The organism is Streptomyces sp. Y309, from assembly GCF_056712025.1.
Genome location: NZ_CM160048.1, coordinates 2,408,182 through 2,420,816, shown reverse-complemented (window position 1 = coordinate 2,420,816; position 12,635 = coordinate 2,408,182). Strand labels below are relative to the sequence as shown.

Here is a 12,635-nt window from a genome sequence, read left to right as displayed (position 1 = left end):
CCAGAACCCCGGCTTCACGAAAGCCCCGGCTCACCCGAGCCGGGGTTTTCCGCGTATGCATGCCTTTTTGGCCAAAAGATATCCATGGATTCCGGCCCCCCGTCGGAAAATGCGGCCCCTTGCAATAGAGTCCATGTCGACAGGGTCCAGAGGGAGTCCATGGGTTCCGCACGGAGTCCATGGAGTCGTTGCAGGAGCGCCATTCGACGCGTCGGCCGACGCGCCGACCGACGCGTTTCGCGGGCATTAAAGCGGAGGTCCGTCATGCGCATTCCCGCGCACTCGGTATGCACAGCCATCCGGGACGACATCGTCTCCGGTGTCTACGAACGCGGCACGCGCCTCACCGAGGAACTGCTCGCGCGCCGCTACGGAGTCTCCCGCGTGCCCGTGCGCGAGGCCCTGCGCACCCTGGAGGCCGAGGGCTTCGTCGTCACCCGCAGGCACGCCGGCGCGTGCGTCGCCGAGCCCTCCGAGCAGGACGCCGCCGACCTCCTCGAGATCCGCGCGCTCCTGGAGCCGCTGGCCGCCGCGCGCGCCGCACAGCGCCGCACCGACGCCCACCTGAAGGTCCTGCGCGGCCTCGTCCGGCTCGGCCAGGAGCGCTCCCGGCGCGGCGGCGCCGAAGACCTGCGCTCGCTCGACGGCTGGTTCCACGAGACGCTCACCCAGGCCTCCGCCAGCCCCGGCCTGATCACCCTGCTCACCCAGCTGCGGCACAAGATCGCCTGGATGTACGTCACCGAGCCGCAGGCCGCGCCCGCGGAGACCTGGGCCGAGCGGGCCGCCGTCGTCGACGCCGTCGCCCGCGGCGACGCGGAGCGGGCCCGCGCGCTCACGATGCTGCACACCGAACGCGCGGCCGCCGCGCACCGGCCGCGAGTCGGCTCCCGCGCCGGGCGGGTGAGGGATTCGCAACATGCCGTAAACACGGTGAGCGCCCGGAATTAACGGCGGCGCCGTATACAAAGAAGGACGCGCTCGCGAGCAATAGCCTTTTGCTGCCCGAATTCCGTCCCCGGATATGCAGTCCTCGGCTGCGGGCCGGATATGCGCCGGATATGCGCCGGATATACGCCGGGTATGCGTCGGATACGCAAAGGGCCCGCCCTGGATTATGGGCGGGCCCTTCACGTTTATGCGGGCGGTGTTCTCCGAGTGCGGAGCACCGTCACCGATCACACAGTCTCGGGAAGCTCCTCGAGCCCCTCGGCGACCAGCTTCGCCAGACGGTCGAGGGCGACGTCCGCACCCTCGGCGTCCGAAGCGAGCACGATCTCCTCGCCGCCCTGCGCACCCAGACCGAGCACCGCGAGCATCGAGGCGGCGTTGACCGGGTTGCCGCCGGCCTTGGCGATCGTCACGGGGACGCCCGCGGCCGTGGCCGCACGGACGAAGATGGAGGCGGGCCGGGCGTGGAGGCCCTCGGCCCAGCCGACGTTGACGCGGCGCTCAGCCATGTGTTGCTGCCCTTCCAGGTGTCTCACACTTGTCTAGACCACTATCTCATGCCGACCCGGGTGCTCCCGTCGGACGATCGCAGGGCCGTCTCCAGACGATCGCATGGGCTGCCTGCAGACGATCGCAGGGGCCCGCCTGCGGACGCCTGCCTGCGGACGATCGTAGGGTCGCACGGCGGACGGACGTCCCGCGCCCGATCGCCGTGCGACCCCTCCCACATTGCCCCGGCCCAGGCGGCGCCGCGACCCGTACCCTGGCCCCATGCAGACCCCGCCGGACCGGCACCCCTACCCCTCCCACTGGGAGGCCGACGTGGTGCTGCGCGACGGGGGAACGGCCCGGATCAGGCCCATCACAGCCGCAGACGCCGACCGCCTGGTCAGCTTCTTCGAGCAGGTCTCGGACGAGTCGAAGTACTACCGCTTCTTCGCGCCGTACCCCCGCCTGTCCGCCAAGGACGTCCACCGCTTCACCCACCACGACCACGTCGACCGCGTGGGCCTCGCGGTCACCGTGGGCGGCGAGTTCATCGCCACCGTGCGCTACGACCGCATCGACGCCCAGGGCCGCCCCGCCTCGGCGCCCGCGGACGAGGCCGAGGTCGCCTTCCTCGTCCAGGACGCCCACCAAGGCCGCGGCGTCGCCTCCGCGCTGCTCGAACACATCGCGGCCGTCGCTCGTGAACGCGGCATCCGCCGCTTCGCCGCCGAGGTCCTGCCCGCCAACACCAAGATGGTGAAGGTCTTCACGGACGCCGGCTATCAGCAGCAGCGCAGCTTCGAGGACGGCGTCGTACGCCTCGAACTCGACCTCGAACCCACCGACCGCTCCCTCGCCGTCCAGCGCGCCCGCGAACAGCGCGCCGAGGCCCGCTCCGTGCAGCGCCTGCTCGCGCCCGGCTCGGTCGCCGTCATCGGCGCCGGCCGCTCCCCGGACGGCGTCGGCCGCGGCATCCTGCGCAACGTGCTCGGCGCGGGCTTCACCGGCCGTCTGTACGCCGTGAACAGCACCCTCCCCGAAGGCACCGCCGAGGTCGACGGCGTGCCCGCCCACCGCTCCGTGCGCGACATCGCCGAACCGGTCGACCTCGCCGTCGTCGCCGTACCGGCCGAGCGCGTCCCGCAGGCCGTCACCGACTGCGGCGAACACGGCGTACAAGGACTCGTGGTGATCTCCGCCGGATACGCCGAGAGCGGACCCGAGGGACGCGCACGGCAGCGCGAACTCGTCCGCCAGGCACGCTCGTACGGCATGCGGATCATCGGCCCCAACGCCTTCGGAGTCATCAACACCTCTCCGGAGGTGCGCCTGAACGCCTCCCTCGCGCCCGAGCTGCCGCCCGCCGGACGCCTCGGCCTGTTCACCCAGTCCGGCGCCATCGGCATCGCGCTCCTGTCCCGCCTGCACCGGCGCGGCCGCGGCCTGTGGGGCCTGTCCACCTGCGTCAGCGCGGGCAACCGCGCGGACGTCTCCGGCAACGACGTGCTCCAGTACTGGTACGACGACCCGGACACCGACGTCGCCCTCATGTACCTCGAATCCATCGGCAACCCGCGCAAGTTCACCCGCCTCGCCCGCCGCACCGCCGCCGTGAAGCCCCTGGTCGTCGTCCAGGGCGCCCGGCACACCGGCATCGCGCCGACCGGCCACGCGGGCGCCGCCACCCGCCTCCCGCACGCCACCGTGTCGGACCTGCTGCGCCAGGCCGGGGTGATCCGCGTGGACACGGTGACCGAGCTGGTCGACGCCGGACTGCTGCTCGCCGGGCAGCCGCTGCCCGCCGGACCGCGCGTCGCCATCCTCGGCAACTCCGAGTCCCTCGGCCTGCTCACGTACGACGCCTGCGTCGCCGAAGGCCTGCGGCCGCTGCCGCCCCGCGACCTGACCACCGCCGCGTCCCCGGACGACTTCCGCGCCGCCCTCACCACGGCGCTGGCCGACGACGGATGCGACGCCGTCGTCGTCACCGTGATCCCGTCCCTCGGCGAGTCCACCCGCCAGGGAGAGGACAAGTCCCTGGCCGCGGCCCTCCGCACCGCCGCCGCGAGCCGCCCGGCCAAGCCGGTCACCGTCGTGCACGTGGAGCTGGGCGGCCTCGCCGAAGCGCTGTCCGCCGCGGCGAGCACGGGGCCGACGCGGAAGCCCCCGGTGAGGGAGCCCGAGCCCTCGGCGCGGGAGTCTTCGGTACGGGAGCCCGAGCCCTCGGCACAGGAGGCTCCGGTACGGGAGCCCGAGCCTCCGACAGCACAGGCACCCCACCCCCCGACATCGCCGGAACAGCCCCCCGCACCCCCGGAAACACCCCCCGCACCCCCGGAAACACCCCCCGACCCCCCGCCCCACCACCGCATCCCCGCCTACCCCGCCGCCGAACGAGCCGTCCGCGCCCTCGCCGAAGCCGTCAAGTACGCCCAGTGGCGCCGTGACGTCGCCGACCCCGGCAAGGTGCCCGAGTACGACGACATCGACGAGCAGGGCGCGGGCGACCTCATCGAGCACCTCCTCGCCAAGGCCGACGACGCCCGCGGCCTCACCCTGGAGCCGGACGACGCCCGCCACCTGCTCGGGCGGTACGGCATCGGCGTACGCCAGGCCCTGCCCGCCCCCGACGCCGACACCGCCGCGCGCGCCGCACGCGAGGCCGGCTACCCCGTCGCCCTCAAGACCACCGCCCCCCACCTGCGCCACCGCCCCGACCTCGGCGGCGTCCGCCTCGACCTCGCCGACGAGGAGCAACTGCGGCACGCCTACCGGGAACTGACCCACACCCTCGGCAGGCCCGCCGAGCTGCGCCCGGTCGTGCAGGCCATGGTGGCCCGCGGCGTGGACACCGTCGTGCGCGCCGGACATGACCCGGTGGCGGGCGCCGTGCTCTCCTTCGGCCTCGCGGGCGCGGCATCCGAGCTCCTCGGGGACACCGCCCACCGGCTGATTCCGGTCACCGACCGCGAGGCGGGAAACCTGGTCCGGTCGATCCGGACGGCCCCCCTCCTGTTCGGCTGGCGCGGCTCGGCCCCCGTGGACACCCCCGCCCTCGAAGAGCTCCTCATGCGCCTGTCGCGGCTCGTCGACGACCACCCCGAGGTGGTCACCGTCGCACTGGAGCCGGTCGTCGTCGCCCAGGAGGGACTGTCCGTCCTCAGCGCCGTCGTCCGCCTCGCCCCGCCGCCCGCCCGCGACGACATGGGCCCACGCACCCTGCCCGCGTACTGAACCGTTGCCCACGCGCGCGTGGCGACCGGCTGCCGTGCCGCCCGCCGAGGGGCGCCCCGTCCGCGCACCGGGACGGCGCACACCGGGCGCTCAGGCGCCCACTGGCACCTTGGCCCAGGCACCGGGTCGTAGGATGGGCGGCATGGCAAAGACCGGTACGACGACCCAGGGGCTGCGCGCGGCGATCGAGCGCAGCGGCTACTACCCGGCCCTCGTGGCCGAGGCGGTGGAGGCCGCGATCGGCGGCGAGACCATCGGGTCGTACCTGGTCCACCAGGAGACCACGTTCGACGCGAACGAGGTGCGCCGTCACGTGACGGTCCTCGTCCTCACGGACACCCGCTTCATCGTCAGCCACACCGACGAGCAGGCGGCCGACTCCACCTCCCCGACGCCGTACGCGACCACTTCCACGGAGTCCGTGAAGATCGGCCGGATCTCGTCGGTCGTCGTCAGCCGCGTCGTCGCCAACCCGGAGAAGTACGTTCCGGGGTCCCTGCCCCGCGAAGTCGTCCTGACCATCGGCTGGGGCGCCGTCGCCCGCATCGACCTGGAGCCCGCCGCCTGCGGTGACCCCAACTGCGAGGCCGACCACGGCTACACGGGCAGCTCCACGGCCGACGACCTCAGCCTGCGCGTCAGCGAGGCCGGCGACGGCCCCGACGCGGTCCGCCAGACCCTCGCCTTCGCACAGGCGCTCTCCGAGGCCACCGCGGCCGGCACGGACACCGGCCGCTGATGTCCCACCCGTCTCCCGCCACCGCCCCTGACGGAGGGCGCTCCGGGCCCGCCCCTGCCTCCGCCGCCTGGGACGACATCCAGCCCCTCGCCCTCGACACCGCCCCCCGGCCCGAGTACGGCGCGGGCTCGCTCGCGGACCTGCTGCCCACGCTGGTCGCCCACCAGGACGTCGACGGCTTCGCACCGGTCATCCCCGAGCTCGCCGCCGCCGACCGGAACTGCGTCTTCCTCATCGACGGGCTCGGCTGGGAGCAACTGCGCGCCCACCCCGCCGAAGCGCCCTTCCTGACCTCGCTCCTGGCCTCCTCGCGCGGCGGCACCGGCCGCCCCCTCACCGCGGGCTTCCCCGCCACCACCGCGACGTCCCTGGCCTCTGTCGGTACCGGCCTGCCGCCCGGCGCCCACGGCCTGCCCGGCTACACCGTCCGCGACCCCGCCAGCGGCGCGCTGATGAACCAGCTTCGCTGGCGGCCCTGGACCGACCCGCACGCCTGGCAGCCGTACCCGACGATCTTCCAGCGCGCCCACGACGCGGGCATCCACACCGCCCAGGTCTCCTCACCGACCTTCGAGCACACCCCGCTCACCAAGGTCGCCCTCAGCGGCGGCACCTTCCGCGGCCGCCTCTCCGGCGAGGACCGCATGGACCTGGCCGCCGAACAGCTTGCCGCCGCCGACCGCTCCCTGGTCTACACGTACTACGCCGAAGTCGACGGCAAGGGCCACCGCTTCGGCGTCGATTCCGACGCCTGGCGCGGCCAGCTCATGTACGTCGACCGCCTCGCGCAGCGCCTCGCCGAACAGCTCCCGCCGCGCAGCGCCCTCTACGTCACCGCCGACCACGGCATGATCGACATCCCGTTCGACGACGCGTCGCGCATCGACTTCGACGAGGACTGGGAGCTGAGCGCCGGCGTCGCCCTGCTCGGCGGCGAGGGCCGCGCCCGGCACGTCTACGCCGTGCCCGGTGCCGAGGCCGACGTCCTCACCGTCTGGCGCGAAGTGCTCGGCGAGCAGTTCTGGGTCGCCTCCCGCGAGGAGGCGATCGCGGCCGGGTGGTTCGGTCCCCGGATCGACGAGCGCGTCCACGGACGCATCGGCGACGTCGTGGCCGCCGCCCATGACGACGTCCTCATCATCGCCTCCCAGAAGGAGCCCAAGGAGTCCCTGATGGTCGGCAACCACGGCTCCATGACCCCCGCCGAACAACTCGTGCCGCTCCTGGAAGTACGCTCCTAGCTGCTTCTTGGGTGCTCCTTGACGCGTACGTCGGCGCTGCCCGACGTCGACGTCACCGACGGCACCCCGCCCCGTACGCCGCCGCGTACCTCTCGTACGACTCCGCTCCCCGACCGAAAGGCGCTCAACCTCCCATGCCTGAGCTGGTGTTCTTCTCCGGAACGATGGACTGCGGGAAGAGCACCCTCGCGCTGCAGATCGAGCACAACCGCTCGGCGCGCGGCCTGCAGGGCATGATCTTCGCGCGCAACGACCGCGCGGGCGCGGGGAAGCTCTCCTCACGGCTCGGCCTGGTCACCGAGGCCATCGAGGTCGCCGACGACCTCGACATGTACGCCTACCTCGTCGACCACCTCTCGCGCGGCTCCCGCGCCGACTACGTGATCGCCGACGAGGCCCAGTTCCTCGCCCCCGAGCAGATCGACCAACTGGCCCGCGTCGTCGACGACCTGGGCCTGGACGTCTTCGCGTTCGGCATCACCACCGACTTCCGCTCCAAGCTGTTCCCCGGCTCGCAGCGCCTGGTCGAACTCGCCGACCGCGTCGAGGTCCTCCAGGTCGAGGCCCTGTGCTGGTGCGGCGCCCGCGCCACGCACAACGCCCGCACCATCGGCGGCGAGATGGTCGTCGAGGGTGCCCAGGTCGTTGTCGGCGACGTCAACCAGGCGCCCGACGAAGTGGGTTACGAGGTGCTGTGCCGCCGCCATCACCGGCGCCGCATGACGGCGGCCTCCGCGCACGCGGGCGCGCTGTCTCCCGACGTCCTGCCGGTCGACACCTTGGAGCGCTCCTAGCCACCCGGCCGCTTCCACCGGGCCTCTTCGGGGCCCGGGGCCCTTGTGGCCGGGCGCCGCGGTCACTTCCCGCAGGGCCGCTCCGAGCGGATCAGCGTGAACACCGCGCCCTCCGGGTCGGCCACCGTCGCGACCCGCCCGTGCGCACCGGCCCGTGCCGGCTCGACGACATGGCCCCCCAGCTCGAACACCCGCTCCACCGCCGCGTCCACGTCGGCGGCCTCGAAGTACGTCATCCAGTGCGCGCCCCGGTCGCGCGGCAGCGCCTGGCCGACGCCGTGCAGCGACGCCACCGGGCGGCCCTCCAGGGACAGGGTGAGGCAGTCCACGTTGCTGTCGGCGGCCTTCTTTTCGGTGTAGCCGAACAGCGTCTGGTAGAACTTCGCGACCTCCGCCGTCTCCCGCGTCAGCAACTCGTTCCAGGTCGGCGTGCCCGGCACGCCCTCGACCGCCGCGCCCAGATGCGCCGCGGCCTGCCAGATGCCGAACACCGCGCCCGCCGGGTCCGACGCGATCGCCATCCGCCCGGCCTCGCCCGCGTCCAGCGGCCCCACCCCGACCGTGCCGCCGCAGTGCCGCACCGTCTCGGCCGTCTCGTCGGCGTCGTCCGACGCCAGGTAGGGGGTCCAGGCGATGGGAAGGTGGCGGTCGCTCGGCAGCTGTCCGATTCCCGCCACCTCGCAACCGTCGAGCAGGGCCCGCGCGTAGGGGCCGAGCTGCTGGGGCCCGGGCTGATACGTCCAGCCGAACAGCGCTGTGTAGAACTCCTGGGTCGCGGCCAGGTCGTGCGCCATCAGGCTCACCCAGCAGGGCGTGCCGGGTGTGCGCCGCGCGCTCTGGGCGCGCCGGTCGTCCGGCCACCGTGCCTCGGTCATCGTCACTCTCTCCTCGGGCCCTCGTGACTTCGACAGCCCGGCGATGACGTACTACGACCGACAGAGTCCGAGATGCGGCATCCGTTGTCTGTCAGCTGTCATCCGTCGTCGCCCAGCCGTTGCCACTCCGCTTCGATTCCGCTTCGGTTCCTCGTCCGAACGCGCGTACCTTCGCCGCGCGTATGCCCGTCCGTGCAGATGCTCGCACCACCCGTCGCCCGGCGCTCCCCGGCCGCGCCGAGCTCGCGGGCATCCTCGCGGAGGATGCCCGGTTTGCCATTTCTCATCCGTTAACACGCGATTGCCGGGTTGTGTCCATCTGCGGTACGCGGCGTGCCCGTTTCCGTACGCCGCGTGTCCGGGCGGGTCCGGCCGAGCAGGCTATCCGGAGCGGGGCGCGGCGGCCACCCCGTACGCAAGGATGGTGGCCATGAATGCCATCATCTCCGCATCCGAACTCGCGAGCGAGCTGGCGGGCGAGAATCCGCCAGTGCTGCTCGACGTCCGCTGGCAGCTGAGCGTGGCCAAGGCGGCCGGCGAGCCGCCCTTCGACGGCCGGGCCGCCTACGCAGCAGGGCACCTGCCGGGAGCCGTGTTCGTCGACCTCGACGCCGATCTCGCGGGACCCGCGGGCGCCGCGGGGCGGCATCCGCTTCCGGATGTCGACCACTTCGGCGCGGTCATGCGGGCGGCCGGGGTCTGTGCCGACCGGCCGGTCGTCGTGTACGACGGCGGGCAGGGCTGGGCGGCCGCGCGCGCCTGGTGGCTGCTGCGCTGGACGGGCCACCCGGCGGTGCGGGTCCTCGACGGTGGGCTCGCCGCGTGGACGGGGGAGCTGGAGTCCGGCGAGGTGACCGCGGCGGCCGAGGGGACCTTCGTGCCCGTGCCGGGTGCCGCGGATCTCCTTGACGCGGACGGCGCGGCGGCCCTGGCCCGCTCGGGCCTGCTCCTGGACGCGCGCGCCGCCGAGCGCTACCGGGGCGACGTCGAGCCGATCGACCGCGTCGGCGGTCACATCCCGGGCGCGGTCTCGGCGCCCACCACGGAGAACGTCGCCGACGACGGCCGCTTCCGGCCCGCCGAGGAGCTGGCGGCCCGCTTCAAGTCCCTCGGGGCGTCCGGCACTTCGCAGGTCGGCGTGTACTGCGGCTCGGGGGTCTCCGCCGCCCACGAGGTCCTGGCGCTCGCGGTGGCGGGGATTCCGGCGGCGCTGTACGTCGGGTCGTGGTCGGAGTGGTCGTCGGATCCGGCGCGACCGGTGGCCACGGGGGCGGAGCCGCAGTAGCGCGCTCGGTCACGGGCGGAGCCGCAGTAGTGCCCCCTCGGTCACGGGTGGAGTCGCAGTAGCGCCCTCGGGCGTGGACTGCGGTCCCACTGGGCTGTTGTGGGCGACGAGTGAAGGGCCTGTACGCATTCCGCGTACAGGCCCTTCACCAGATTCTCGCCTCGCCCGATGGAGTGCGCCGGGCGCTTGTTTCGCTTGCCGGGCGCCTACTCCTGCTTCTTGCGCCGGGTGCCGAACACGATCTCGTCCCAGCTCGGGACGGCCGCGCGGCGGCCGGGGCGGACCCCGTCGGCCTCGGCCTGGCGGTCGGTGGAGCCGACGAGGCGGTCGCGGTGGCTGGCCACGGCGCGCGGCATCAGGACGTCCGCGTAGGCGGAGCCTGCCGAGGCGGCGGTCGCCGGGGGTTCCTCGGCCTCCGGCTCCTGCTCGGGCTCCTCCTGTGCGGACGGCAGTTCGGCGGGTGTCGTGGCGGGGCGTTCCGGGACGACCATGTCGCCGCGGAAGCTCGGGACGGCCTCCAGGAGGCTGGTGAGCGAGTCGCGTTCCTGCTCGGCGACGGCGGCGGGCGCCGCGGGCTCCTGCTCGGGCTCCGACGCCGGGGCGCCGGGGCGCTCCGGGGCGCGGTCGAGCGGCCGGTCCCGGGGGAGCCGTGCGATGCGCGGCACGAACGGGAAGCTGGGCTCGGGCGCCGCGATGTCGTCGGTCTCGCCGATCAGGGCACGGGCCTCGTCGTCGACGGCCTGGACGAGCCGCCGCGGCGGGTCGTACGTCCAGCTCGCGGAGTGCGGTTCGGTCGCGACGCTGTAGACGAGCAGGACTTCCCAGGTGCCGTCGTCGCGGCGCCAGGAGTCCCACTGGACCGTCTCCTTGTCGGCGCCGCGCAGCAGCAGCCGCTCCTGGACGGCCTCGCCCAGCTGGGGTCCGGTGTTCTCGCCGGGGCGGCGCACGGGGGTCTTCCGGGCCCGCTCGGCCATGAAGGCGCGCTCGGCGAGCACGGGGCCCTCGAAGCGGCGGACCCGGTCGACGGGGATGCCGGCGAGCGAGGCGACCTCTTCCGCACTGGCACCAGCGCGTATACGTGCCTGGATGTCACGGGGGCGGAGGTGGCTCTCCACCTCGATCTCGATCTGTCCGAGCCGCGGCCGGTCGCCGCGCACGGCGGCGCGCAGCCGTTCGTCGATCGGAAGCGTGTACTCCGTGCTGTCCGCAGCCTTCAGCACCAGCCGTGTGCCGTCGTTGCTGACGGCCACGACACGCAGTTCGGGCATGGGGACCTCCCGGGTGGTGCCTGCCGACGTCACGTGCGTCGCTGCTTCCGCTAGTCGAGTGTGGCCTGCCCGGGTGCAGCCTGCCACAACCTTGCCGAGTTGCCCGGCGTGTCGGGCATGGGCCCTGGAACGCCGTTATGGCACGGTTACCTATTCGCAACGCTAAGTGACCAATCTCGTCACCCTGTGCAGCGGGCCCCTCCCGGCGGTCCTGGCTGGTCCCGGGCACCCTGGCTGGAGACCGGACCCAGGGCTCGCAACACTACTCCATTCGGGCCACCCGGGTGGACCGGCGCGCCGCCGAACTTCTCACGGGTGAAGGGAGTTGGCGTCAGCCGGTGACGCAAGATCCCTGCTCAGGAGTGGCGTCCTTCACGAAAGAGCCAGAACCGGAACTATTCGCTTCGGACATACGTCCCTTTCTCACGTACCTCGCGTAGCTCATACGTGAACGCGTAAGTCATGCGTGAAGTCGAGAAAGGCAGGCAAGGTCCGCAGATGCGTGAAAAGCCGGAAACCGGCGAGGAGTCGAAGGATGCGACGGAGGGTGAGCCGGAGAAGAAGCGGTTCGATCTGAGTGTGCCGCAGGTGGCGGGGAGCGCCGTGGCCGCCGTCGTGGCCGCGAAGCTCGCGTCCTCCTTCGGTGTCTACGGAACGATCCTCGGCGCCGGTGTGGTGAGCGGCATCGCCACCTGCGGCGGCACGGTCTTCCAGCACTTCTTCTCGCGTACCGGCGAGCAGATACGCGACGTGGCCGTGCAGGCCAAACCGAAGGGCCAGCAGGTCCCGGCGACACAAGCGACGCCTGTGCCGGGGACGTTCAGGTCGACGGCGTACTCCGGCGGCACGGGGGCGTACCCGGATGCGCGGTCCGCCGCCGGGCACGCCACGGGGACGGGCCCGGTCACGACGACGTGGGGGAGGACGGCCATGGACGCCGACCCCACGACCGCGTTGCCGACGGCCGACCAGACCAGGGCGCTGCCGACGGTCGACCCGGCCGACCCGACCACGGCGCTCCCGGCAGTGGGTACCGACCCCGACCAGACCCGGATGCTCGGGTCCGTCGACGCCACGCAGTTCCTGCCGCGCGACCATGGGACGGGCGACCAGGAGACCCGCGTCCTGGGCCAGGCCGGACCCGCGGCAATCGGCGCCCCAGTGGCCCCCGCCGAACCCCCGTTTCCCTCGGACGAGTTCTCCGAAGGCACCACCCACCGCACGCGCGTGCGGAGCTGGAAGCGGCCGTTGGTCGCCGCGGCGCTGGTCTTCGGGGTCTCCCTCGCCGGCATCACCACGTACGAGCTGGTGAGCGGCAAGAGCTTCAGCGGTGACGACAAGGGCACGTCGGTCGTCGACGTCTTCAGGGGCAGCAACTCCTCGTCCACGTCGCACGACCAGCCGCCCGCCGACGACTCCGACCAGCCGTCGGACGACGGCACCTCCGGCACGGACGACGGTTCGCAGCAGGACGGCGGTACGTCCAACGACCCGTCGGGCAAGCCCTCGCCAGGCGACGACACCGGCTCGGGCACCGGCTCCGGGAAGGACTCCGGCAAGGAGGAGGGCGGAGACTCCGGCAGCGGCACCGACAAGGGCGACGGCGGCGACTCGGGCGACGACGGATCGAAGACCGACCCGACCCCCACGCCGACACCGACCCCGACTCCCACGCCGACCCCGTCGAACGGCGGCGGCAGCGGTACGGGCAACGGGAACGTCCAGGAGCAGCAGCAGACGCCGGAGCAGTGACCTGTAG

At 73.0% G+C, this 12,635-nt stretch carries 10 protein-coding genes; 7 read left to right on the top strand and 3 right to left on the bottom strand.

What is annotated here, in order from left to right; all coding sequences use genetic code 11:
* Window positions 1-264 precede the first annotated feature (264 nt).
* A complete protein-coding gene (locus AC0KTA_RS08950; RefSeq protein WP_481054585.1) occupies window positions 265-951 on the top strand; it encodes a GntR family transcriptional regulator in 687 nt (228 codons plus the stop codon).
* Between the two features lie 227 nt (window positions 952-1,178).
* On the opposite strand, the gene AC0KTA_RS08945 is transcribed toward AC0KTA_RS08950, so the two are convergent.
* Complete coding sequence (locus AC0KTA_RS08945) at window positions 1,179-1,460, bottom strand: HPr family phosphocarrier protein (RefSeq protein WP_016641838.1); 282 nt, start codon at window positions 1,458-1,460, stop codon at window positions 1,179-1,181.
* Between the two features lie 262 nt (window positions 1,461-1,722).
* On the opposite strand from AC0KTA_RS08945, the gene AC0KTA_RS08940 reads away from it, so the two are divergent.
* The 4 genes from AC0KTA_RS08940 to AC0KTA_RS08925 all read left to right on the top strand — a co-directional run bounded on the left by AC0KTA_RS08940 (window position 1,723) and on the right by AC0KTA_RS08925 (window position 7,448).
* Window positions 1,723-4,674, top strand: a complete 2,952-nt coding sequence (locus tag AC0KTA_RS08940; RefSeq protein WP_481054584.1) for a bifunctional acetate--CoA ligase family protein/GNAT family N-acetyltransferase — start codon at window positions 1,723-1,725, stop codon at window positions 4,672-4,674.
* 142 nt (window positions 4,675-4,816) lie between these two features.
* Window positions 4,817-5,413: a DUF5998 family protein gene (locus AC0KTA_RS08935; protein ID WP_037657561.1), complete on the top strand. Its 597-nt coding sequence runs from the start codon at window positions 4,817-4,819 to the stop codon at window positions 5,411-5,413.
* A complete protein-coding gene (locus tag AC0KTA_RS08930; protein ID WP_481054583.1) occupies window positions 5,413-6,654 on the top strand; it encodes an alkaline phosphatase family protein in 1,242 nt (413 codons plus the stop codon). Before AC0KTA_RS08935 ends, AC0KTA_RS08930 begins: the two co-directional genes overlap by 1 nt.
* Before the next feature lie 134 nt (window positions 6,655-6,788).
* Window positions 6,789-7,448 carry a thymidine kinase gene (locus tag AC0KTA_RS08925; RefSeq protein ID WP_481054582.1) on the top strand — a complete coding sequence of 220 codons (660 nt, stop codon included), beginning with the start codon at window positions 6,789-6,791 and terminating at the stop codon, window positions 7,446-7,448.
* Window positions 7,449-7,510: 62 nt separating this feature from the next.
* On the opposite strand, the gene AC0KTA_RS08920 is transcribed toward AC0KTA_RS08925, so the two are convergent.
* Window positions 7,511-8,323, bottom strand: a complete 813-nt coding sequence (locus AC0KTA_RS08920; protein WP_481054581.1) for a VOC family protein — start codon at window positions 8,321-8,323, stop codon at window positions 7,511-7,513.
* Between the two features lie 430 nt (window positions 8,324-8,753).
* Between AC0KTA_RS08920 and AC0KTA_RS08915 the strand changes: the two genes are divergently transcribed.
* Window positions 8,754-9,608 (top strand): sulfurtransferase, encoded by an 855-nt coding sequence (locus AC0KTA_RS08915; RefSeq protein WP_481054580.1) that lies wholly within the window; start codon window positions 8,754-8,756, stop codon window positions 9,606-9,608.
* A 206-nt stretch (window positions 9,609-9,814) separates the two neighbouring features.
* Here the strand turns inward: AC0KTA_RS08915 and sepH are convergent, their stop codons facing one another.
* The gene (gene sepH / locus AC0KTA_RS08910) at window positions 9,815-10,876 is read right to left on the bottom strand and encodes a septation protein SepH (protein WP_481054579.1); all 1,062 of its coding nucleotides are present in this window, start codon (window positions 10,874-10,876) and stop codon (window positions 9,815-9,817) included.
* A 498-nt stretch (window positions 10,877-11,374) separates the two neighbouring features.
* On the opposite strand from sepH, the gene AC0KTA_RS08905 reads away from it, so the two are divergent.
* Complete coding sequence (locus AC0KTA_RS08905) at window positions 11,375-12,628, top strand: hypothetical protein (protein WP_481054578.1); 1,254 nt, start codon at window positions 11,375-11,377, stop codon at window positions 12,626-12,628.
* The last annotated feature ends 7 nt before the right edge of the window (window positions 12,629-12,635 follow it).